21 protein-coding genes and 1 tRNA gene are annotated in these 21809 nt (G+C 54.5%); 7 read left to right on the top strand and 15 right to left on the bottom strand.

Annotation, left to right across the window (positions count from 1 at the left end; genetic code table 11):
• Positions 1–19: 19 nt before the first annotated feature.
• From KIH26_RS07105 to KIH26_RS07070, 8 genes are all read right to left on the bottom strand, one after another.
• On the bottom strand, positions 20–559 hold the full coding sequence (locus tag KIH26_RS07105; protein WP_213443705.1) for a hypothetical protein: 540 nt from the start codon (positions 557–559) through the stop codon (positions 20–22).
• Positions 560–666: 107 nt separating this feature from the next.
• Positions 667–1491, bottom strand: coding sequence for a hypothetical protein (locus KIH26_RS07100; RefSeq protein ID WP_213443704.1), 825 nt, complete (start codon positions 1489–1491; stop codon positions 667–669).
• Positions 1492–1650: 159 nt separating this feature from the next.
• On the bottom strand, positions 1651–2061 hold the full coding sequence (locus KIH26_RS07095) for an MAPEG family protein (RefSeq protein ID WP_213443703.1): 411 nt from the start codon (positions 2059–2061) through the stop codon (positions 1651–1653).
• Between the two features lie 140 nt (positions 2062–2201).
• On the bottom strand, positions 2202–2792 hold the full coding sequence (recR, locus tag KIH26_RS07090; RefSeq protein ID WP_213443702.1) for a recombination mediator RecR: 591 nt from the start codon (positions 2790–2792) through the stop codon (positions 2202–2204).
• A gap of 186 nt (positions 2793–2978) precedes the next feature.
• Entirely contained in the window at positions 2979–3308 is a 330-nt protein-coding gene (locus tag KIH26_RS07085; protein WP_213443700.1) for a YbaB/EbfC family nucleoid-associated protein, read from the bottom strand.
• Positions 3309–3391: 83 nt separating this feature from the next.
• The gene (dnaX, locus tag KIH26_RS07080; protein WP_213443699.1) at positions 3392–5308 is read right to left on the bottom strand and encodes a DNA polymerase III subunit gamma/tau; all 1917 of its coding nucleotides are present in this window, start codon (positions 5306–5308) and stop codon (positions 3392–3394) included.
• Positions 5309–5408: 100 nt separating this feature from the next.
• Complete coding sequence (locus KIH26_RS07075; RefSeq protein WP_213443698.1) at positions 5409–6227, bottom strand: glycine zipper 2TM domain-containing protein; 819 nt, start codon at positions 6225–6227, stop codon at positions 5409–5411.
• Between the two features lie 480 nt (positions 6228–6707).
• Positions 6708–6792 (bottom strand) — tRNA-Leu (locus KIH26_RS07070).
• An 18-nt stretch (positions 6793–6810) separates the two neighbouring features.
• Here KIH26_RS07070 and rnr point away from each other — a divergent pair.
• A complete protein-coding gene (gene rnr, locus KIH26_RS07065) occupies positions 6811–9183 on the top strand; it encodes a ribonuclease R (RefSeq protein WP_249660991.1) in 2373 nt (790 codons plus the stop codon).
• Between the two features lie 124 nt (positions 9184–9307).
• Entirely contained in the window at positions 9308–10585 is a 1278-nt protein-coding gene (locus KIH26_RS07060; protein ID WP_213443697.1) for an O-acetylhomoserine aminocarboxypropyltransferase/cysteine synthase family protein, read from the top strand.
• 37 nt (positions 10586–10622) lie between these two features.
• Here KIH26_RS07060 and KIH26_RS07055 read toward each other — a convergent pair whose 3' ends face one another.
• A complete protein-coding gene (locus tag KIH26_RS07055; RefSeq protein WP_213443695.1) occupies positions 10623–11543 on the bottom strand; it encodes a YHYH protein in 921 nt (306 codons plus the stop codon).
• Positions 11544–11657: 114 nt separating this feature from the next.
• Between KIH26_RS07055 and KIH26_RS07050 the strand changes: the two genes are divergently transcribed.
• The 5 genes from KIH26_RS07050 to KIH26_RS07030 all read left to right on the top strand — a co-directional run bounded on the left by KIH26_RS07050 (position 11658) and on the right by KIH26_RS07030 (position 15770).
• The gene (locus KIH26_RS07050) at positions 11658–11867 is read left to right on the top strand and encodes a hypothetical protein (RefSeq protein WP_213443694.1); all 210 of its coding nucleotides are present in this window, start codon (positions 11658–11660) and stop codon (positions 11865–11867) included.
• 25 nt (positions 11868–11892) lie between these two features.
• Positions 11893–13242 (top strand): amino-acid N-acetyltransferase, encoded by a 1350-nt coding sequence (argA, locus tag KIH26_RS07045; RefSeq protein ID WP_213443693.1) that lies wholly within the window; start codon positions 11893–11895, stop codon positions 13240–13242.
• Positions 13243–13330: 88 nt separating this feature from the next.
• The gene (locus tag KIH26_RS07040; protein WP_213443692.1) at positions 13331–13603 is read left to right on the top strand and encodes an oxidative damage protection protein; all 273 of its coding nucleotides are present in this window, start codon (positions 13331–13333) and stop codon (positions 13601–13603) included.
• A 269-nt stretch (positions 13604–13872) separates the two neighbouring features.
• On the top strand, positions 13873–14970 hold the full coding sequence (locus KIH26_RS07035; RefSeq protein ID WP_213443690.1) for an FAD-dependent oxidoreductase: 1098 nt from the start codon (positions 13873–13875) through the stop codon (positions 14968–14970).
• On the top strand, positions 14967–15770 hold the full coding sequence (locus KIH26_RS07030; protein WP_213443689.1) for an SDR family NAD(P)-dependent oxidoreductase: 804 nt from the start codon (positions 14967–14969) through the stop codon (positions 15768–15770). The genes KIH26_RS07035 and KIH26_RS07030 overlap by 4 nt, the downstream gene beginning before the upstream one ends.
• Before the next feature lie 229 nt (positions 15771–15999).
• Here KIH26_RS07030 and KIH26_RS07025 read toward each other — a convergent pair whose 3' ends face one another.
• From KIH26_RS07025 to KIH26_RS07000, 6 genes are all read right to left on the bottom strand, one after another.
• Positions 16000–16404 (bottom strand): hypothetical protein, encoded by a 405-nt coding sequence (locus tag KIH26_RS07025; protein ID WP_213443688.1) that lies wholly within the window; start codon positions 16402–16404, stop codon positions 16000–16002.
• 177 nt (positions 16405–16581) lie between these two features.
• Positions 16582–17289, bottom strand: a complete 708-nt coding sequence (locus KIH26_RS07020) for an ABC transporter ATP-binding protein (RefSeq protein WP_213443687.1) — start codon at positions 17287–17289, stop codon at positions 16582–16584.
• A 1-nt stretch (position 17290) separates the two neighbouring features.
• Entirely contained in the window at positions 17291–18064 is a 774-nt protein-coding gene (locus KIH26_RS07015; protein WP_213443686.1) for an ABC transporter ATP-binding protein, read from the bottom strand.
• Positions 18061–19356, bottom strand: a complete 1296-nt coding sequence (locus KIH26_RS07010) for a branched-chain amino acid ABC transporter permease (protein WP_213443684.1) — start codon at positions 19354–19356, stop codon at positions 18061–18063. The genes KIH26_RS07015 and KIH26_RS07010 overlap by 4 nt, the downstream gene beginning before the upstream one ends.
• A 3-nt stretch (positions 19357–19359) precedes the next feature.
• Positions 19360–20394 (bottom strand): branched-chain amino acid ABC transporter permease, encoded by a 1035-nt coding sequence (locus KIH26_RS07005; protein ID WP_213443683.1) that lies wholly within the window; start codon positions 20392–20394, stop codon positions 19360–19362.
• A gap of 90 nt (positions 20395–20484) precedes the next feature.
• Positions 20485–21783, bottom strand: a complete 1299-nt coding sequence (locus KIH26_RS07000; RefSeq protein WP_213443682.1) for a branched-chain amino acid ABC transporter substrate-binding protein — start codon at positions 21781–21783, stop codon at positions 20485–20487.
• Between the last annotated feature and the right edge of the window lie 26 nt (positions 21784–21809).

Raw genomic sequence — 21809 nt, 5'->3', positions numbered from 1 at the left:
ACGATTGCTGAGCGGGAAATTACTGAGAATCTTTACCGGAAGTAATCTTCGTTGCCGATGATTGTTCAGGCAAACCAGCATGAGCGCTATCAACTTTTTGCGATGACATGACCAGCGGCATCAAACTCAAATCGATATTGCCTCGTCTTTGCGCTTGCTCATAATGATTGAAGCTGGTGACGATTATTCTGTCGAGTTCGTAGCGCAGGTGCTTGGAGTCTGGGGCATCTTTCATGAGCGTCGTGCGAAACTCTAACAGCTTGGTCAGATGATTGGATATTTCCTCCATCACCTCATTGCTCATCTTGTTGTACACCTCCAGCTTTTCTTGTTCTTTTTTCATCACTACCGAAGTGCTGACGAAATCGCAGCAAATACCAAAAGCCACCAGCATGATGGGAATAACAAATTCGTCAATTTCAAGAGCTTCGCCTTTGTGAATCAAGGTCACCAGCTCCTCAAATACATCCAAATCAAGGGCTGCGGCTAAAACAAATAAAACCAGGCCAGATACCAAGCCAGCAAAAGCATAAGGAAAGCGCTTAACGATGTCTCTCATTGATTGTCCTTCTTGTACGTTATGCAATCAAATACACGTTGTGAAACTGAAATTTAACCGACTTCGCGAGCTGCTGGCAAGTGCTGATCTGTAAAACAATGCGTCTATCAACTCGCTAAAACCAAGGATCGGGTCAGGTACAAACATACCAAATCCGAAACCAGCACACTTGCTTGAATTTGCGGCATGAGCTCTCTTAGCTGGGCAAACCGTAGTTGCCGCGTGAGCAATTTGCGAATGACTTGCATGTGATGATCCGTCATGAGATTGGGTGAGATCGCTGGCAATTGACGCAACTGAAACAGGCTGGCGCCGAACTCTGGCGGTAAATCAAGCATGGCTTCAGCATCGTGCTGGGCATATGCCCAAACCGCATCGAGTACAGGGATCGCATCAAAATCTGTGCTGTTGGCTCCGCCAGTATCAGGGCGTGCCAAATGATAAATCTCAGAATAATCCATGTCCGCAATTTCGCGGCGCATATAAAACCGACGACGTGCACGATCCAGTACGGCAATCAACACATTGTTTTGAGAGAAGTGATAAACGCGCTTATCGAAGCTTTGTCTGTTCGTGTAAATCGCACCACCGAGCTTGGCCAGTGCCTGCTCTCTTGGCGTCAACTTGACAAATTCGCGCGAGCGCTCACGAAGAATACTCTGGCGCAAATGCTCAAAAATAGGATTGGACTTGAGCTGTGCTGGTATCTGAGAAGCACTGTTTTGTAATTGGCCCGGCAAACTCTCAGGCTCAATGTCGACGATATGACCTGGCGACTGGAAAAAACTACTGTGCTCTGCGCCGTCGTCGTTCGCGCTGGCCAATGCTTGAGCGGTATCTGGAGCAGCTTCTGGCTGATTTTTAGACTCAGCTTCGGCTTTAGGGCCCGATTCAGCCACTGTTGCGAGTTTCTCTGCGATCGGAGAAATCAACGCAGCAAATCGTTGAAGCTGACTTTCGCGACTTGATTTCGACATGAGAAAACCGGTGGGAGCAATTTAGCTGTAAACGCTTACAATTGTATACAATTGGTGCGCTTGGCGCAAGCGCCGCTCCAACAGCCCTCAGCGAGGTGAGGATTACAGATTTACTTAACGAAACCCAGCAAACAAAATCAAAATATTCACAACCAGCGCGCCCACCCAAATCGCCGTGCGCGGCGTGGGCATATCGCCTACATAGGTGATCACATAAAAAATACGCAGCATCAGCCAGGAGAGGCACAGCAAATCCAGCTTGGTTTGCCCGGCGCCAAGCTGATGCGCAATGATCACAGCAGCGAAGAAGAAAGGCAAAGCTTCAAATGTGTTGGCTTGCGCAGCATTGGCGCGCGCGCGCCAGCCCTGCTGACGCTCAAGCCATTGGCGCGGGCTGTGATTGTCAAAGCCACCTTCTTTTCGCGATTTATTGAACATGCCCCACTTGGCAATGCCGGCACAGGCAATAGGCAGCAATGCGGCAAACAGCAAAATCCAGTAAGCGACGGTAAAACGGTAAGACATGGGCGACTCCGGGCGCAATCAATGTTGTATATCGATCATATTGTACGCTATGAATTTATGAGCATCTCGCGCAGATTCTATGCCGGCAATTGATCATTTTTGCTTAAAAAATGAGTGCAAAACGGATCGAACAGCAGTGTCTAGCGCCGATCCTCGAGCGCATGGGCAATCGTGCCAAGATCCACGTATTCGAGCTCACTGCCAATGGGCACACCGCGCGACAGGCGAGTGACTTGCAGGCCTCGGCTTTTGAGCAAGTTGCCGATGATGTGGGCTGTGGCTTCGCCCTCTGCTGTGAAATTCGTAGCCAGGATGACTTCTTGCACAGCGCCATCCGTCGCACGCTCGATCAGCTTTTGCGCACCTATCTCTTTTGGGCCCACGCCATCCAGAGGCGAAATCTTGCCCATCAATACGAAATAGTAGCCTTTGTAGGCGCCCGTACGCTCCAGCGCAGCCTGATCAGCCGGCGTTTCCACCACGCAGAGCTTGGCTTGATCACGAGCGGTATCCAAGCAGGTGCTGCAAATATCGTTTTCAGTGAAGGTGTGGCAGCGCTGGCAATGCTTTACTGCTTTGACCGCACCCTCCAGCGAGCGAGCCAGCAGCACCGCCCCTTCCCGATCATGCTGCATCAAGTGATACGCCATCCTCGCGGCTGATTTCGCACCCACGCCCGGCAAGCGGCGAAGGGCTTCGATCAGGGAGCTGAGATTATGGGTGTCTGGCATGGGGCTTAGTGTGTTTAGAAAAATACAAATACCGGACGCAAAGGGCGCAAAAGTTGCGCAAAAGACGCAAAAGAAATACAAAAAAGCAGCTCAGATTTGAGCAATTGTTTTGATTTTTCTTTGGTATTTTTTGCGTCTTTTGCGCAACTTTTGCGTATTTTGCGTCCGGTATTCGGTATTCAACTTTTAGAAAGGCAACTTCATCCCCGGCGGCAATTGCATGCCCGCCGTCATCTTGCCCATCTTCTCCGAAGAAGTTTCCTCAGCCTTGCGCACAGCCGCATTGAAAGCCGCTGCCACCAAATCTTCGAGCATGTCTTTATCGTCACCCAAGAGTGAGGGATCGATTTCGACACGCTTGACGTCGTGTTTGCATGTCATCGTGACTTTCACAAGACCAGCGCCGGATTCGCCGGTGACTTCGATATTACCCAGCTCATCTTGAGCTTTCTTCATGTTGTCTTGCATGGCCTGTGCTTGCTTCATCAGGCCGGCGAGTTGTCCTTTGTTAAACATAGTGGTCCTTCTTTCAAATACTAAAAAATCTAAACTGCTTTGATCTGCAGGCTGCTCAGACTGCCTTGATCCCAGCGGTCTGGTCAGACCGCTTTTATGCTTCCAGGCACGATTTTCGCACCCCATTGCGCCATCAGATCTTGCACCCAAGGGTCTTGTGTGATGATCTGCTCGGCTTGTTTTTGGCGGGCTTCGAGTTTGGCGGTGTTTCGCTTCGCCCAAGAATCCTGCACAGGGCCCACTTCGATCACCAGCGCCTCAGCGCGCCCCACACTTTGCATGGCTGATTGCAGCTCATCACGCGCGTTGTCGCTCTTCAGGCTAGGCTGAGCCACGCGCAGGGTGAGGTGCGAAGCGCCCTTTTCCACACATTGGCTTTGCACAGCGAGCTGCTGCACCATGCCTTGCACGGCTTGCGCATCCAAGAGCTGCTGCACGAGCTGCACCCAGGCTTCGTGGTGAGCGTCGGGTTCCACAGCAGCGATGCGCGAATCTAGCCGACCACTTCCCACGCCCTGCTCGCGGATGGGCACGGCCATGAGGGTGGATGTGGGTAAGGAGGCAGGTGCGGCTGCGGGCGCTGGCACGGGGATGGGTGATGGAATAGGCTCTGGTGTGGGCGCAGCATTTACTATCAAATCAGTAGCACTCTGCGCAGATTCTATGCCGGCGATATGCTGTTTTTGTTCTAAATTTAATGAAGAAACTGAGCTTGCAGCCACCTCATCAGCATGCGGCTCGGGTGCTGCGTGCACAGGCGCAGGTATAGATGCGGGCGCGTGGGCAGGCTCTTGATGGGCTGCCGCCTCAGTCTTCAGACTTTTTTTTTCAGCCTCAGCGATGGCAGCGCTACCAACTGCGCCCCCACCTGAACCACTACCGATATTCGCTGGGCGAAATCCCTTCGGCTTGAAGGCCAGCAAACGCAGCAAGCTCATCGTGAGCCCGGTGTATTCATCAGGAGCTAAGCCCAACTCGCCTCTGCCATGGATGGCGATGCTATACAAAAGCTGGGTTTCGTCAGCAGGCATCAAAGTCGCCAAACGAGAAATCTCTACAGCTTCACTGTCTTGCACATCATGCGAATTGGGCACTTGCTGGCAAACAGCCATGCGCTGCAGCACCACGGCCATGTCTTCCAATGTTGAAGCAGCAGACAAGCCGTTATCGCGCAAAGCATTGGCGATGTCAAAAACCGCTTTGCCGTCACCCACAGCCAGCGCCTCGATCAAACGAAACACATAGCTGCGATCCACCGCGCCCAGCATTTGGCGCACATTAGCTTCGTTGAGGCTCCCAGCGCCGAAAGCAATGGCTTGATCAGTCAGCGATAAAGCATCACGCATCGAGCCACGCGCGCCGCGAGCGATCAGGCGCAGCGCGCCGTCTTCAGCTTGCACGGATTCTTCAGCCAACACCTTCTTCAAATGCGTATGCACCGTTTCAGGTGCCATCGGGCGCAGGCTGAATTGCAAGCAGCGCGAGAGCACCGTCACAGGCACTTTCTGCGGATCAGTCGTTGCCAATACAAACTTGAGATATTCCGGCGGCTCTTCCAGCGTCTTGAGCATGGCGTTAAACGCCGTGTTCGTGAGCATGTGAACCTCGTCGATCATGAAGACCTTGAAGCGCCCTTGCACGGGTTTGTACACAGCCTGCTCCAAAAGGCTTTGCACTTCATCCACGCCGCGATTGGATGCCGCATCCAGCTCGGTGTAATCCACAAAGCGCCCCGCATCAATCGCGCGGCACATCTCGCACACGCCGCAAGGCTCAGCCGTGATGCCGCCAGAGCCATCCGTGCCCACGCAGTTGAGCGATTTGGCCAAAATGCGGGAAACGGTGGTCTTGCCCACGCCGCGTGTGCCGGTGAACAAATACGCATGATGCAGACGTTGCTGTGTGAGTGCGTTCGACAAAGCCTTCACCACATGCTCCTGGCCCACCATTTCGGTGAAGCTCTTTGGGCGGTATTTGCGGGCAAGGACGAGGTAACTCATGAGCTGACGATTCTAGCCTGCGCCAAGCCAGCAACTGGTCAAATTTCCATGAAAAAAGGCCTTGGGGAAACACCAAGGCCTTGGGCGAAGTGAGTTTGGATCAGCGGAAATGGCCAGAGTAACCAATACTCACCACATTGCCATGGGGGCGATGCCCATGGTGACCATAGGGGTGGCCGCGCCATTGGTGCGGATAAGCCAGATGCTGCGGCTGCAAATGCGGATGCAGATGCGAATGCGCATGTGGGCGACCATAGACGGGCGCGTGCACCACGACCGGGGCGGGACGCACATAAACCACTTGCGGTTGTTGCACATACACCGGGGCGCTTTCAACAATCACGGGCTGGGAGTAAACGGGCTGTGTGTAGACCGGCGCCTGCGTCACGGGCCGCACGATCACGGGCGCGGGCTGCTGCACTGGGGCTGCTGGCGCTGTGCCCACGGGTGTCACTTGCAGACCAACGAATGGCCCAGGATCCTGCGGCAGCTGCACCTGGTATTGCTTGCCGTTGAATTCATACACCACGTTGTAGGCTGTGGGGCGATTTTCATAAAAAGTTTGTGTGGTGCAGCGCTGCACGTTTTGCGTCTGGGCTTGCTGCTGGCCGCCTTCGATCTTGTCGCCAAGAATCGCGCCACCGAAAATACCGATCATCGTGGCTGCAGCGCGGCCGCTTCCACTGCCCACAGCATTGCCGATCGCACCTCCAGCCACACCGCCCATGAGCGCGCCAGCACCCGATTTTTGCTGTGTCTGCGTAACGACCTGCTCATTGGTGCAGACCTGCCGAGGCACAGCCACTTGGGTGATCACAGGCGTGGTGGAAATCACGCGACCTTGCTCTTGCGCCATGCCGCTGGCAGACATGCCCAGCATTGAAAAACCAGCCAAAGCCATCAAGGAATACGCTTTCATGAGATCTCCGTTTATTGAGCTGTGTTTCTTAACGCCTGTCAGAGACCTATGGCCGACAGAAGTTGCCCCATGGCAATGTAAAGTTCAAGCGAAGCAGTTGCCAGGCTGTAAAAACAAGAAAGCCCGGAGAAATCAGGTCTGAAACCTCGATTCCTACCGGGCCCGGTGGCTCAGCAAGGCTGCATGCCACCTCGGGATGCTGAGCACGGAGCTTGGTGTCCGGCCAGCGATGCAGGCAAGGAATTGCCTGCAGGATGTTGTCAGAGCTAGTCTGACAGTTGTTACTCTACGCCTGAGCCTCAAGGCGTGCAAGTGATTTTTTTCAATCGCGCAAGCTCCTCGCATGGCACTGTTCTATAAGCAATAAATTGCAAAAATACTTGCCATCTGCGCGAACACAGGAATCAAAAAAGAGGCTCTTAGCGAAGAAGGCAACAAAAAAGCCAGCAAAGCTGGCTATGATTGATTCAAGATTGTTTTTGGTGCCCAGAAGAGGACTCGAACCTCCACGACTCTCATCGCTAGTACCTGAAACTAGTGCGTCTACCAATTCCGCCATCTGGGCTATTTTCAGAACTAAGGATTGTATATCAAAGCGAACCCTAAATATGCTGCCAACACCACAAGTGCAGCAGCGATCACAGAAGAAATAGAAGGCTCCGTGCAAGGCCACCGCGATGGCCACGGATTTGTGCAGCGCGATGATGGCGAAGGCGATATTTATTTGCCTCCGAACGAAATGCGAGCTGTGCTGCACCGAGATCATGTGCGCGTGCGTGTTGTGCGCTTGGATCGCAAAGGCCGGCCAGAAGGCCGAGTGACAGAAATTTTAGATCGCCCCAAAGGCCCGATCATTGGCCGCTTGCTGCAAGAAGGCGGCGTGTGGCTGGTGGCTCCGGAAGACAAGCGCTATGGCCAAGATGTGCTCGTGCCCAAGAGTGGTACAGGCAATGCTAAAGCGGGGCAAGTCGTCGTCGTGCAGCTCACCGAGCCGCCATCGCTTTATGGCCAGCCCGTAGGCCGCGTCACAGAAGTGCTGGGCGAGATGGACGATCCGGGCATGGAGATTGAAATCGCCGTGCGCAAATACAGCGTGCCGCATGTGTTCTCTGATGCCACGCTGGATGAAGCGCGCAAGCTGCCGGATAAGGTGCGCCCTGCGGATAAAAAAGGCCGTGTGGATTTAACCGATGTGCCTCTCGTCACCATTGATGGCGAAGATGCGCGGGATTTTGACGATGCGGTGTATTGCGAGCCGGCGAAGGTGGGGCGCGGTAAAGGCTGGCGTTTGCTCGTGGCGATTGCTGATGTCTCGCATTACGTGCAGACAGGTGCGCCGATTGATGTGGATGCCTATGAGCGCGCCACCAGTGTGTATTTCCCTCGCCGCGTGATTCCGATGCTGCCGGAAAAGTTGTCCAATGGCCTGTGCTCACTCAACCCAAGTGTCGAGCGCCTTTGCATGGTTTGCGACATGCTCGTGACGGCCAAAGGCGATGTGCATGCCTATCAGTTTTACCCTGCGGTGATGTTCAGTCATGCGCGCTTTACGTATACCGAAGTGGCCGCGATTTTGGCAAACACGGGCGGCACCGAGGCGAAGAAGCGCAAAGCCAGTGGCTTCGATAGCGTGCCGCATTTGCTCAACCTCGCTGATGTGTATCGCGCCCTGCTCTCTTCGCGCGGCGCGCGCGGAGCGATTGATTTGGAGACGGTTGAAACTCAAATCGTTTGCGACGAATCCGGCCGCATTGAAAAGATAGTGCCACGCACGCGCAACGAAGCTCACAAGCTCATCGAAGAAGCCATGCTCGCGGCCAACGTCTGCTCAGCAGATTTCATCTTGAACGCGAAAAAGACCGGCCTCTTCCGCGTTCACGAAGGCCCGACGCCTGAGAAGAAAGAAGTGCTGCGGCAATACTTGCGTGGCATGGGCATCAATGCATCACTCAGCGACGATCCCACGCCCGCTGAATTCCAAGCGATCTCTTTGTCAACGAAACACCGCCCCGAAGCCCAGCAAATTCACACCATGCTGCTGCGCTCCATGAGCCAAGCCATCTACACGCCGATCAACAGCGGCCACTTCGGTTTGGCTTACGAGGCCTACACGCATTTCACCTCACCGATTCGCCGCTATCCCGATCTGCTGGTGCATCGCGTCATCAAATCCATTCTGGCGAAGACGACTTACAAGCTGCCCACCTTGCCCACACCCGGCGAAGCGGTAGAGCAATTCAAGAAACGCCTCGCTTCTCGCAAAAAGAAAAGCGAAGCCTTCGAGCAGCGCAGCGGCAAAGCCTCCAAAGAAGCCAGCACGAAGAAAACCAACGCCGAGCAAAACGCTTGGGAAGCCGCCGGCCTGCACTGCAGCGCCAACGAGCGCCGCGCCGATGAGGCTAGCAAAGACGTAGAGGCCTGGCTCAAATGCAAATACATGAAAGAGCATTTGGGCGAGGAATACGCAGGCACGGTGACTTCGGCCACAAGCTTCGGCTTGTTCGTCACGCTAGACGCGATGTACGTCGAAGGCTTGGTGCACATCACCGAGCTGGGCGGCGAATATTTCCGCTTCGATGAAGTCCGCCAAGAGTTGCGCGGTGAGCGCACGGGCATTCGCTACGCGCTGGGCTCCCGCGTTCGCGTGCAAGTCAGCCGCGTGGATCTCGATGGCCGCAAAATCGATTTCCGCTTGGTTCGCGAAGGCGAAGTCATGCGGGTGGGCGGCAGCCCTGCCCAAGGCGGCCAGCCCGCCATTCCCGGCGGCTACATCCGCATGGATGCTGATGATCGAGCCACGGGTCGCCCACAGAACAAGAGCAGCAAAAAGACCGCCGCCAAAACCAGTAAGCGATCTGCGGCAGAGCGCACACAACGCAATCTCTCGCCGATTGCCTCGCTCAAAGCTGCTGTGAAAAAAGCGGCAAAGAAGAATGCGAAGCGGTCTCGGCGCTGAGCTATCGCTCAAGTCGAGTACGTCTTAACGTCAAACGAGGCAAAGTGGTTCTAAGCAAACCACTTTGCGTTATGACGCGCATGCCAGAATTACCCATTGTCTTCACTCTACCAAAGAGCACATCATGAAAATTGAAACCCTTGCCGTCCACGGCGGCTACACGCCTGATCCCACCACCAAAGCGGTCGCTGTGCCGATTTATCAAACGGTGGCCTATGCGTTTGACAACACGCAGCATGGTGCAGATTTGTTTGATTTGAAAGTGGCGGGCAATATTTACAGCCGCATCATGAACCCGACCAATGGCGTGCTTGAAGCTCGCATTGCTGCACTGGAAGGCGGCATCGGCGCGCTGGCTGTGGCCTCGGGCATGGCAGCGATCAGCTATGCGATTCAAACGATTGCTGAGACGGGCGACAACATCGTCTCGGCCTCTACGCTCTATGGCGGCACATACAACCTGTTTGCCCACACCTTCCCGCAAATGGGCATCGAAGTGCGCTTTGCAGATTACCGCGATTCGGCTTCGTTTGCCAAATTGATCGACGCGCGCACCAAGGCGATTTACTGCGAGTCCATTGGCAATCCATTGGGCAACGTCACCGATATTGCGGCCTTGGCAAAAGTCGCTCACGATCACGGCGTGCCGCTGATCGTTGACAACACCGTGACCAGCCCATACCTCTGCCGCCCCTTTGAGCATGGCGCAGATATCGTCGTTCACTCGCTCACCAAATACTTGGGCGGCCACGGCACGACCATTGGTGGCGCAGTGGTTGATTCCGGCAAATTCCCTTGGGCCGAACACAAAGCGCGCTTCAAGCGCTTGAACGAACCCGATGTGAGCTACCACGGCGTGGTCTACACCGAAGCGCTCGGCCCCGCTGCCTACATTGGCCGCTGCCGCGTCGTTCCCCTGCGCAATATGGGCGCAGCGCTCAGCCCGATGAACGCCTTCCAAATCTTGCAAGGCATCGAGACGCTGGCTCTGCGCATGGATCGCATTTGCGAAAACGCGACCAAAGTGGCTCAGCATTTGAAGAAGCATCCAAAGATTGCGGCTGTGAACTATGCTGGCCTGCCAGATCATGCCGATCACGCTTTGGTACAAAAACTCATGGGCGGCCGCGCCTCGGGCATCATCAGCTTCACGCTCAAGGGTACAGAAGGCCGCGAAGCCGGCGCGAAATTCCAAGATGCGCTCAAGCTCTTCACGCGCTTGGTGAACATTGGCGATGCGAAATCACTCGCCTGCCACCCCGCATCCACCACACACCGCCAGCTCAACCCCGATGAACTGGCCAAAGCCGGCGTGAGCGAAGGCATGGTGCGCTTGTCAGTGGGTATTGAGCACATCGACGATCTGCTGGCTGATCTGGATCAGGCATTGGCATCTGCTTAAACGCTATTGAGCGCAAGCAAGCAAATATCTTGAAAGCTCAGTTCGCACGCTGAGCTTGCCCTTTGAAACAGCCGATGGTGTAGGGATACTCCATCGTGAAGCGGTAGTGATAGATACGTTTGATTTGACCATCCACTCGAACATTGCCGACTCTGCCGTGGCATTCGTCGAGATCGGCGTTGGTGATGAGCTTGGTGTCTTCTCCCCCATCACTCATGATTGGGCCAAGGATGGGGTGGCCGTCTAGCATCCAGCCGACGGGTTCGTCGTGGGCATAGGGTTTGCCTGCTGCATCTTTGGCCAAGCAGGGAGACCAGTCGTGATAGTGGTAGCTGCCGTTGCGCTCGGGGTGGCCGTTGCAGAGGTCTTGGATTTCGTAGGCGGGTGCATCGCGGCCTTGCACGTCGAAGGCATTGAAGATGGCTACGCCGCTTAGCGCGAAACCGATCATGCCTAGGGGCACGCAATTGGGTTGTGCAGTAACTTGCGGCTCTGCTGGTAAGGTCAACAGCACAGTTCGCTCACGGATGCTATTGGGGTTGCGATCGTATTCATAGGCTTTTGAGCCGGATCGAATCGGGTATTGACCTGTGGGATGTGTGGGCAGATTGTTGGCGCGCACCACGCGTTGCTCGCCTTCTCGCACCACGGTGATTGCTGCATTCGGCCAGCTCACACTGCCCTCCACTTGCGGCTTGGCAGATGGATCCCATGTACCCGCAGTTTTGTCGATCCACTCACCCACGCGATGCGCGCCTCCGCCGCCCGGAAAGTTGCTTCGGCAGGCCATCACATAGCCTTGGCGCGGTGTGGCGCTGATTTTGCCGTCGCCAAGCGGCAAGCGATTGGGCTGCTGAGCGCTCGCGTGAGCGGGCTTAGTATGGAGCGCTGGATCATGCGCAAAGGCTAGATTGGTGCTGATCGATAGCATCAAAACGAGTAATTGAAGGAGTCTCATACGCTATGAATTCAGTAGCTGCTTGCGCAGATTCTATGCCGGCGAGAAGGCAATAATTGCATAAAATATCAAGCATTCCACACATTTCAAGCACTTTACGCTTTCTTTACTCAGATGGTTCAACGTAAACGCGCCACACGCTCTGCGCCCACCAGCAACACGCTGAGCATCGCCGTGCCCAAGCCGCGTAACTCGGTGCTGCAAGCGGCTGCGCTCGGGCAGGTGAAGCTCGGTACAGCGAAGCATGAAAAATCTGCCGGAGCGCTGCGCCGCGCTCAGAAGATGGCCGTGCAAAAGGCTGCCAAGAATCAAACCGAGAACTGATCATTCTTGCCGCTAAACTTAAGCCATGTCCACTGTCTTTAATTTCACCTTTGTGCCCTGGTTTCGCTCTGTGGCGCCTTACATCCACACGCATCGGGGCAAGACCTTTGTGGTGGCGGTGTGTGGGGAGGCGATTGCTGCGGGTAAGCTGAGTTTGATCGCGCAAGATTTAGCGCTGATCCAAAGCATGGGTGTGAAGATCGTGTTGGTGCATGGTTTTCGCCCTCAGGTGAATGAGCAACTTGCTGCTAAAGGGCATTCGCCGAAATACTCTCACGGCATGCGCATCACCGATGGCATTGCACTCGATTGCGCGCAAGAAGCGGCTGGCCAATTGCGTTTTGAGATTGAAGCCGCCTTCAGCCAAGGCTTGCCGAATACGCCGATGGCCGGCTCCACCGTACGCGTGATCTCGGGCAACTTCATCACGGCACGGCCCGTGGGCATCATCGATGGCGTGGATTTCATGCACAGCGGCTTGGTGCGCAAGGTAGATACACCGGGCATTCAAAAAGCATTGGGTATGGGCGCGATGGTGCTCCTCTCGCCTTTTGGCTATTCGCCCACGGGTGAGGCTTTCAATCTCACGATGGAAGAAGTGGCGACCTCGGTGGCTACCGCGCTGCAAGCTGACAAACTCATTTTCCTCACCGAGATCCCCGGCATCGCCACTGATCCTGCCTTGCCAGTGAGTGAAGACAATCCGATTGACACCGAGTTGCCACTGGCTGCCGCTGAGAAGCTATTGGCGGGTTTGCCGCAAGCTGCGCAGCCTTCAGACACCGCCTTCTATCTTCAACATTGCGTGCGTGCCTGCAAGAGCGGCGTGGAGCGCAGCCATATCTTGCCGTTTGCGATGGATGGATCGCTGCTGCTGGAGATTTATGTGCACGATGGTGTGGGCACGATGGTGATCGACGAAAAGCTGGAGAGCCTGCGCGAAGCCACCAGCGATGATGTGGGCGGCATCATCCAGCTCATCGAGCCTTTTGAGAAAGATGGCACGCTCGTCAAACGCGATCGCACAGAGATTGAGCGCGATGTGGGCAACTACAGCATCATCGAGCACGACGGCGTGATTTTCGGCTGCGCGGCTTTGTATCCATATCCAGAAGCCAAAACTGCTGAGATGGCCGCGCTCACCGTGAGCCCACAAGTGCAAGGTCAAGGCGATGGCGATAAGCTGCTCAAACGCATCGAGCAGCGCGCCAAAGCGCAAGGCCTGGAAAGCATCTTCGTGCTCACCACGCGCACCATGCATTGGTTCATCAAACGCGGCTTTGCGCAAGTCGAGCCCGAGCAATTGCCTGAAGCGCGTAAACGCAAATACAACTGGGATCGCAAGAGCCAGGTGCTCTTCAAGAAATTGAGCTAATTTTTAGGTGTCTTAAGCCTATCGCCGGCATAGAATCTGCGCGAAGTGCTATTATTTTTATAGTTATCGTTTATTGAAAGAATCTGATATGGCACGCATGGTCAACTGCATCAAACTCGGCACAGAAGCTGAGGGCCTCGATTTCCCCACCTATCCTGGCGAGCTGGGCAAGCGCATTTACGAGAATGTAAGTAAGCAAGCTTGGGCCGATTGGCTCAAACACCAAACCATGCTCGTGAACGAAAACCGTTTGAACCTGGCAGATCAGCGCGCTCGCCAGTACCTCGCTCGCCAGATGGAAAACCACTTTTTTGGCAGTGGCGCAGACGCTGCGGCGGGATACGTCCCGCCCTCTGCGTAAGCAGAGAAAAATGGTTTCACCGACAGGTAAAACCACTTTTTTGGCAGCGGCGCAGACGCTGCGGCGGGATACGTCCCGCCCTCTGCGTAAGCTCTTACGACTTTCAAAACTCCCCGTTCGCGTTGAGCTTGTCGAAACGCCGCCAGTCAATCTATGCGCATCCAATTAGTCATATGGCCTTCGACAGGCTCAGGCCGAACGGAGAGTGAACGTCGTGTATTTATCAGCGTTTTGAGCACTTTGCCGGCATATATATTGCGCAGAGCGCTATGAATATCATAGTGATTGGCGCAGGTTTGGCAGGTGCAGCTTGCGCACAAGCCCTTGCTGCAAGAGGCTGCCAAGTCACCGTTTTGAGCCAAGGTGGCGGCGCATCTGAGCTGCCTGTGGGTTTGCTGGCCGCCCACCTGTCTTCGCAAGACATCGAGCTCTCCCAGCTTTCGCGTATTGGCCTCGCCTACACGCTCACGCAGGCTCGCGCCCTGCTGCGCGAAGGCATCGATTGGCAGCCTTGCGTCTTGGAGCAAAAGCTCCTCTTCCATTTTGAAAAAAACACTCGTTTGAGCCAAGGCGCTGCAGCATTGCCAGAGTGGTATACGTCTCACGAGAGTTACGTGTTGCACAAACAAGCGGCGTGGATCAAACCGCAAGCTCTGGTGAAAGCTTGGCTGAATCAGCCTCATATCGTCGTTCAAAACGCATCAGTGGCTGGCTTGAAAAGAGAAGCCGATCATTGGCTAGCGCTTGATGCACAAGGCACTGTGATCGCGCAAGCGCCTTCTGTCGTACTCGCAGGTGGTGCGCAAGTCGGCGCTTTACTGGCCCAGTGTGGGCATGCGATGCTGATGGATATGGTGCCTGGTTCTGTCGCGCTAGGCGCATGGCCGGTCAGTTCGTCTACATCGCCGTCAGCGCCTGTGGTCAACGGTAACGGCCATTTCATCGGTGGCGTGCGCTCTGAATCAGATCAAGCGATCTGGCTCAGTGGCTCCACCTACGAACGCGAAGCGCATGCATCAGCAGCTGAGCAAACGCAAGCCAGTTTGCAAGCCAACCTAGCGCGCCTGTCCAATCTCTTGCCAGCTGCGCTTCTGCCCGCGATTCAAGCACAGTTCGCCAGTGGCCAAGTTCAAAGCTGGCAAGGCAGCCGCTGCACCACCTCAGATCGTCTGCCTATCGTGGGCAAACTCGAGCACGGCTTGTATGTTTGCACTGCGATGGGCTCGCGTGGTTTAAGCTTTGCGGCGATGTGCGCAGAAATTCTCGCGCAAGACATACTCCCCAACGAAGCACCCCCTTTGATTTCTACCGAGATGCGCCGACTACTTCTCCCCAAAAGAAAAACACTGAAAGTGATTCCAGCATGAACAACACCACTCCCGTCGCAGTCATCACCGGTGCAGCGCGCGGCATCGGCCTAGAAATCGCTCGCCAATTCGTGGCGCAAGGCACGCGCGTGGCGTTGCTTGATATTGAAGCTTATCTCTTGCAGCAAGCCGTGAAAACGGAAGGCTTGAACACCACGCAAGCGCTCGCCCTGCCCTGCGATGTGGCTGTCGAATCTCAAGTGCAGGCTTCAATAGCGAAAGTCATTGAACAATTCGGCCGCATCGACACCCTAGTCAACAACGCAGGCGTCGCCGTCTTCAAGCCCTTACTCGCGCACACCGCGCAGGAGTGGCAGCGCGTGATGGACGTGAATCTCACCGGCCCCTTCCTCTGCACCCAAGCCTGCGCGCCACATATGCTCAAGAACGCAGGTAACTCGCATGGCCAAGAAAAGGGAAGCATCGTCAACATCGCCTCCATCTCCGGCCTACGCGCCAGCAGCCTCCGCGTCGCGTACGGCACCAGCAAAGCCGCCCTTATCCACCTCACCAAACAGCAAGCCGTCGAACTCGGCAACGCCGGCATCCGCTGCAACGCCGTCGCCCCCGGTCCGGTAGAAACCGCGATGGCCAAAGCCGTCCACAGCCCAGAAATCCGCCGCGATTACCATGACACGATTCCGCTAGCTCGCTATGGCTCAGAATTAGAAATCGCCAAAGCTGTGATGTGGCTCTGCAGCCCGCAGGCTTCGTATGTGAACGGGCAATGCTTAGCTGTAGATGGCGGTTTTGATGCATCAGGCATCGGGTTAGTGAGTTTGCGAGATACTATGAATTAAATAGCATCTTGCGCAGTATTTATGCCGGCAATTGACCATTTTTCTTCTTAGGTAGAGCGAAAAATGGGGTCAGATCACAATTCAGGAAAGTGATCTCCCCGGCGCGAATTCAAGTTCAGACGAAATTGTGCTCTGACCCCATTTTTGCGGTGCACCCCAATAAACTCATTCATGCCAACCTGGGTTGAGTTCAAGCTAACACGCCGATGGCTGCCACTCAACGGAAGAATCAGCTTCGTGCTCCACTATCAGCAATTGCGCTCTCAATTGGAGTAGTAAGGAAGTTAACGCGATTGGTGGCAGCGTAGCGAAAAAATTTCAATAGATCCACACTGGCGAATACCGTTGCATGATCTGAACCAAGCGGATGTAACTCGCCGTGACCAACAACCAACGTCGCGAAGGTGTGAATTTCTTCGTTTGACTCAAGTGTGGCAATGCCCGCTTTCTGCGCACCGTCATAGCCGCCTGTGTAGTTGCTTCGTCTGAACTCCATGTACTTTTGAAACACCCGAGTAATCCGAGCCTCGCTATCTTGCGTTCGATGATGCCGCTCAGCTCGCCAGATACCGGCAAAGTAAGTGAGGACACTAAGAAGAAGTCCTGCAAGTGCAATCAAGATTTCGTCACTCATATGCTACTTACTCGCCTAACGAATTGCCCTTAAACTATTTCGGTAGAAATAAACTGTTTAGCAGTCACCGCAAAAAATGGGGTCAGAGCACAATTTCGTCTGTAATTGAATTCGCTCCGGAGAGATCACTATCCTGAATTGTGATCGGACCCCGTTTTTCGCTCAAGCCAAAAACAATCAAACTTCCAGCCACTCTTTGCGAATATACGGATCAGCTCTGAGCGAATCCGGCGTGCCAGTAAACACGATACTGCCATGTCCCATCACTAAAGCGCGGTCTGAGATGGCCATGGCGATGGTGAGTTTTTGCTCGATGAGCAAGACGGAGACGCCACGCTTTTTCAGCTCTTTGAGGTATTCGCCAACGAGCTCCACGATCTTGGGCGCGAGGCCTTCTGTGGGTTCATCAATGATGATGAGATCGGGATCGCCCATCAAGGTACGGCACAGGGTCAACATCTGCTGCTCGCCGCCGCTCATCACGCCGGCTTCTGTGTGCTGGCGCTCTTTCAAGCGGGGGAACATTTGATACATGTCGTCAAAGCTCCAGCGCGGGTTTTTCGCGCCGCGCTTTTGGCCGAGCATGAGGTTTTGATGGACGGTGAGCGTGGGGAAGATGTCGCGGTTTTCGGGCACGTAGCCAATGCCCAGATGCGCGACTTCAAAGGCTTTTTTACCGACAAGTTCATTCTCACGCCACTTGATGGAGCCTGTGCAATCAACCAAGCCCATGATGGCTTTAGCAGTGGTGCTGCGGCCCGATCCGTTGCGCCCCAATAGCGCCACAATCTCGCCCTGCCCGACGCTGAAAGTTACGCCGTGCAGCACATGGCTTTTGCCGTAGTAACCATGCAGGTTGTCAACTTTTAAGAGTTCGCTGCTCATCTTAGTGTCCTCCTGCTTGGCCATCCGCCACAGGCGAGCCGAGATACGCTTCTTGCACCTTTGCATTGGCGCGCACGGCATCGGGTGTGTCAAAGGCAAGCACTTCGCCATAAACAACCACGGCGATTTTGTCAGCCAAGCCAAATACCACGCCCATATCATGCTCCACAGTGAGCAAGGTTTTGCCTTCTGTGACTTCGCGGATAAGCTTGATGAAGCGCGTGGTCTCGGTTTTGCTCATACCGGCAGTGGGCTCGTCAAGCAAGATCACTTCTGCGCCGCCAGCAATCGTGATGCCGATTTCCAGCGCGCGCTGCTCGGCATACGTCAAGTTCATGGCCAGCACATCGCGCTTTTTATCAAGGCGAATTTCTTCCATGAGCTTTTCTGCGCGATCATTGGCATCATCCAAATCGGCCAAGAATTTCCAGAAGGAATACTTGTAGCCCAAGCTCCAGAGCACGCCGCAGCGTAGATTCTCAAACACGCTGAGTTTAGGGAAGATATTGGTGATCTGAAAGCTGCGTGAGAGACCCATGCGATTGATCTCGAATGGCTTCTTGCCATTGATACGCTGGCCTTTGAGCAGGATATCGCCGCTGCTAGGCTCGAAGCGGCCCGAGATCAAGTTAAACAGCGTGGATTTGCCTGCGCCGTTGGGTCCGATCACAGCGATGCGCTCACCGGCATTCACAGCAAGATTCACACCGCGAATGATTTCGGTTTTGCCAAAGCTCTTGCGCAGATCTTTGAGTTCAAGAATAGGCTGGCTCATAGTGCGGCCTCCCTTCGCTTGATCTCTTTCTCAATATCTTCTTGGATCTCATTCCACTCTCTTGAGAATTGTCGCCGAGCGACCTCAAACAGCCCCAAACCAGTAAGCAACACAAAGCCTGCGCCAAACCAACTATTGAGCCCTTTGGCATCCAGCGGAATGCCTACAAACTTCATTTGACTGCCCAAAGCCACATTGAGCTGCAGGTGATAAATCATCTCAATCATTGCGCCGGCACCCAGCAAAATGATCAAGCCGCACACAAAGAGCGCCAGATAACTCACCCACAGTTTGCGCAAGAAGCCAAAAGCCGCCACACGCAGATTCATCATGATCAGCGAGGCAATACCGCCAGGCGCATACATCACCATGAAGAGGAAGATGAGGCCCAGATAAAGCAGCCACGCCTTGGTGAACTCTGAGAGCAACACAAAAGCCAGCACCATCAGCACGGCACCGATGATGGGGCCGAAGAAGAACGTCGCACCCCCGAGGAAGGTGAACAGCAGATACGCGCCCGAGCGCGCTGCGCCTACCACTTCGGCTGTGACGATCTCAAACAAAATCGCACCCAAACCGCCCGCCACGCCAGCAAAGAAGCCAGAGATGATGAAGGCCATGTAGCGCACGCGCTGCGTGTTGTAGCCCACGAATTCCACGCGCTCTGGGTTATCACGCACCGCATTGAGCATGCGCCCAAGCGGCGTGCGCGTGAAGGCAAACATCAGCGCCACACAGATGAATGTGTAGACCGCGATCAAGTAATACACTTGAATAGCAGGGCCAAAGGTGATACCAAAGAAAGCTTGGCCGATCACGCGATTGCTCGATACGCCAGCCTCGCCACCGAAGAATTCAGAGAACATGAGCGACATGGCAAACACCAACTCAGCTATGCCCAAGGTGATCATGGCGAAAGGCGTGCCGGCTTTCTTCGTAGTCACATAGCCCAGCAACACAGCAAAGAACAATCCTGCCAGACCGCCTACGATGGGCACCAAGCTCACAGGAATCGGCAATTTGCCGCCGGTAGCGATATTGAGCGCATGAATCGCCACATAGGAGCCCAAGCCTGTGTACACCGCATGCCCAAAACTGAGCATACCGCCCTGCCCGAGCAACATGTTGTATGACAGGCAGGCAATGATGGCGATGCCCATTTGCGCGAGCATCATGGTGGAGAGGCCGCTGTTGAAGATCAGCGGAGCCACAACCAACACGAGAGCAAAAAGCCCCCAGACGATCACTCGGCCAACGTTGTAGGGCTTGAATTCGTAATACGCTTTAGACATCTTTTAACCCTCCCGCGTTCCTAAGAGACCCTTAGGCCGGAAGATCAGAATCAACACCAAGAACAGGTACGGCAAGATCGGCGCAACTTGCGAAATGGTGAGCTTCATGAGGGAGTTGTTTTTTGCAGCGTCAGAGAGCTGCATGCCAAGATCTTGAGCGACTGAAACCAGTGATGTGTCAAACGCCACTGCAAAAGTTTGGATCACACCGATCAAGATGGAGGCAAGGAAGGCACCAGAGAGCGAGCCCATGCCTCCCACAACCACCACCACGAAAATCACCGAGCCGACAGCGGCAGCCATAGCTGGCTCCGTCACGAATGTGCTACCGCCAATCACGCCAGCCAAGCCAGCGAGCGCAGCGCCCGCACCAAACACCATCATCAGCACACGCGGCACATTGTGGCCGAGTGCTTCCACGGTTTCAGGGTGAGTGAGCGAGGCTTGAATCACGAGGCCAATGCGCGTACGGGTGAGCAGCAGCCACACAGCCACCAGCATGATCAGCGCCACAAACATCATGAAGCCGCGCGTTGCAGGAAAGAGTGAGCAAACGATTTTCACGCTGGCATCAGCAGAGGTGCATAGCTCAGGGCCGGCACGCCCCCACGCGAAGCTCAGGCCATCTTGGCTATGCTTGATGAGCGTAAACAATGAATCGCGCAGCACTTCGGGCGGCTTGAACTCAACGGCTGAGCGCCCCCAAACGAGTTGCACCAACTCTAAAATAATGTATGACAGGCCAAAGGTAATCAGCAACTCAGGCACATGACCAAACTGATGCACCCGGCGAAGCGCATACTTTTCAAACAGCGCTCCCATCGCACCGACAACGAGCGGCGCAATGATCAGCGCAGGCCAAAAGCCTACGATGCCACTCACGGTGTAGCCAACATAAGCGCCCACCATGTAAAACGAAGCGTGTGCAAAATTGAGCACACCCATCATGCTGAAAATCAGCGTGAGACCGGAGCTGAGCAAAAACAGCAACAGCCCGTAGCTCAGGCCATTCAGCATTGAGATGATGAAAAATTCCATAGCTTTAGCTTTAGTTTTAAGGCAAGCGTATCTTCAAAATGAAAATGACTTCGCAGTGTTGCACTGCGAAGTCATTTAATCAAGCATCGATCAAGGACGCTTCATCTGGCAGCTGGTAGGCGTGCTGGCGATGTAAGCTGGGAAATCCTGAATGGGAGCCAAGGTCATGTTGGTCTTCTCGGCTACGTTGGGGAATTTGCCGCCGGCTTTCTGCCACACCGTCATTTGCATCGGCTGCTGGAGCTGGTGATCGGTTTTGCGCATTTCTACGTCGCCGTTCCAGTTCTTGAACTTCATGCCAGAGAGCACGGCAGCCACTTTGGCTGGCTCGGTCGATTTGGCTTGCGCCATGGCGTTAGACAAGGCGTTGTACACGGTCGGGATTTGGCCGGTGTACATATCGTCTTGGAACTTGGCCTTGAATTCGTCTTGCCACTTGCCCATCTCGCCAGGCATGTTGTAGTGCATGATCGCGATCTGTTTGACCTTGCCTTCCATGGTGCTGCCCAAAGCAGTTGGTGTGCCAGTTACGCCAGTGTAATAAGTGTAGAACTTGCCGGTATAGCCGCCTTCGTTAGCTGCTTTCACGAGCAAAGCGAGGTCAGAGCCCCAGTTGCCTGTGATCACAGTATCTGCGCCAGAAGCTTTGATCTTGGCGATGTAGGGTGCGAAATCACGCACTTGAGCCAAGGGGTGCAACTCTTCTCCCACCACTTTCACGCTAGGCGTCTTGCGAGCCATGATCTCTTTGGCGAACTTGGCGACTTGATGTCCGTGAGAGTAATTTTGGTTGAGCAGATACACGTTTTTCACGTTGGTATCGCCCTTCATGTTTTCCACCAATGCTTCCATTTTCATAGAAGAATCAGCATCAAAACGGAAATGCCAGTAGCTGCACTTGCTGTTGGTGAAATCAGGATCCACGGCTGCGTAGTTCAAGAAGACGATTTCTTTGCCAGGATTACGCTCGTTGTGTTTGTTCACAGCATCAATCAAAGCGCCAGCAACAGATGAGCCGTTGCCTTGGGTGATGTAGCGGATGCCTTGGTCGGTGGCGGCCTTCAGAGCATTCAAGCTTTCTGCTGGGCTGAGTTTGTTGTCAAAGCCAACGAGCTCGAACTTCACGCCTGCTGGATTGTTCGCGCTGAATTTATCGGCGAAAAATTGAAATGACTTGAGCTGATTCAAGCCAACTGGCCCCATCAAACCGCTTTGTGGATCGATCAGAGCGATCTTGACGGTTTGACCGGCCAATGGGCCAGCAGCAGCTTTAGCGGGAGCTGCTGCGGCTTTGGCAGGCGCAGCAGGCTTTGCAGGCGCTTGCGCGAAGGCGACGCTTGCGCATGCAAGAGCTGCACTGATAGCGATAGTTTTGAAAGTGAAATTCATGAAAGTCTCCAAGAAAAAACAATGGT

The sequence above is a fragment of the Variovorax sp. PCZ-1 genome, from assembly GCF_018413605.1.
Classification (GTDB): Bacteria; Pseudomonadota; Gammaproteobacteria; order Burkholderiales; family Burkholderiaceae_C; genus JANMDU01.
This window is presented reverse-complemented; position numbering and strand designations above follow the sequence as displayed.

What these genes read in the sequence shown, in the direction of transcription:
- KIH26_RS07105 (WP_213443705.1), bottom strand. Translation starts at nt 559, where the DNA reads ATGAGAGACATCGTTAAGCGCTTTCCTTATGCTTTTGCTGGCTTGGTA.
- KIH26_RS07095 (WP_213443703.1), bottom strand. Translation starts at nt 2,061, where the DNA reads ATGTCTTACCGTTTTACCGTCGCTTACTGGATTTTGCTGTTTGCCGCA.
- recR (WP_213443702.1), bottom strand. Translation starts at nt 2,792, where the DNA reads ATGCCAGACACCCATAATCTCAGCTCCCTGATCGAAGCCCTTCGCCGC.
- KIH26_RS07085 (WP_213443700.1), bottom strand. Translation starts at nt 3,308, where the DNA reads ATGTTTAACAAAGGACAACTCGCCGGCCTGATGAAGCAAGCACAGGCC.
- dnaX (WP_213443699.1), bottom strand. Translation starts at nt 5,308, where the DNA reads ATGAGTTACCTCGTCCTTGCCCGCAAATACCGCCCAAAGAGCTTCACC.
- KIH26_RS07075 (WP_213443698.1), bottom strand. Translation starts at nt 6,227, where the DNA reads ATGAAAGCGTATTCCTTGATGGCTTTGGCTGGTTTTTCAATGCTGGGC.
- KIH26_RS07060 (WP_213443697.1), top strand. Translation starts at nt 9,308, where the DNA reads ATGAAAATTGAAACCCTTGCCGTCCACGGCGGCTACACGCCTGATCCC.
- KIH26_RS07055 (WP_213443695.1), bottom strand. Translation starts at nt 11,543, where the DNA reads ATGAGACTCCTTCAATTACTCGTTTTGATGCTATCGATCAGCACCAAT.
- KIH26_RS07050 (WP_213443694.1), top strand. Translation starts at nt 11,658, where the DNA reads ATGGTTCAACGTAAACGCGCCACACGCTCTGCGCCCACCAGCAACACG.
- argA (WP_213443693.1), top strand. Translation starts at nt 11,893, where the DNA reads ATGTCCACTGTCTTTAATTTCACCTTTGTGCCCTGGTTTCGCTCTGTG.
- KIH26_RS07040 (WP_213443692.1), top strand. Translation starts at nt 13,331, where the DNA reads ATGGCACGCATGGTCAACTGCATCAAACTCGGCACAGAAGCTGAGGGC.
- KIH26_RS07035 (WP_213443690.1), top strand. Translation starts at nt 13,873, where the DNA reads ATGAATATCATAGTGATTGGCGCAGGTTTGGCAGGTGCAGCTTGCGCA.
- KIH26_RS07030 (WP_213443689.1), top strand. Translation starts at nt 14,967, where the DNA reads ATGAACAACACCACTCCCGTCGCAGTCATCACCGGTGCAGCGCGCGGC.
- KIH26_RS07025 (WP_213443688.1), bottom strand. Translation starts at nt 16,404, where the DNA reads ATGAGTGACGAAATCTTGATTGCACTTGCAGGACTTCTTCTTAGTGTC.
- KIH26_RS07020 (WP_213443687.1), bottom strand. Translation starts at nt 17,289, where the DNA reads ATGAGCAGCGAACTCTTAAAAGTTGACAACCTGCATGGTTACTACGGC.
- KIH26_RS07015 (WP_213443686.1), bottom strand. Translation starts at nt 18,064, where the DNA reads ATGAGCCAGCCTATTCTTGAACTCAAAGATCTGCGCAAGAGCTTTGGC.
- KIH26_RS07010 (WP_213443684.1), bottom strand. Translation starts at nt 19,356, where the DNA reads ATGTCTAAAGCGTATTACGAATTCAAGCCCTACAACGTTGGCCGAGTG.
- KIH26_RS07005 (WP_213443683.1), bottom strand. Translation starts at nt 20,394, where the DNA reads ATGGAATTTTTCATCATCTCAATGCTGAATGGCCTGAGCTACGGGCTG.
- KIH26_RS07000 (WP_213443682.1), bottom strand. Translation starts at nt 21,783, where the DNA reads ATGAATTTCACTTTCAAAACTATCGCTATCAGTGCAGCTCTTGCATGC.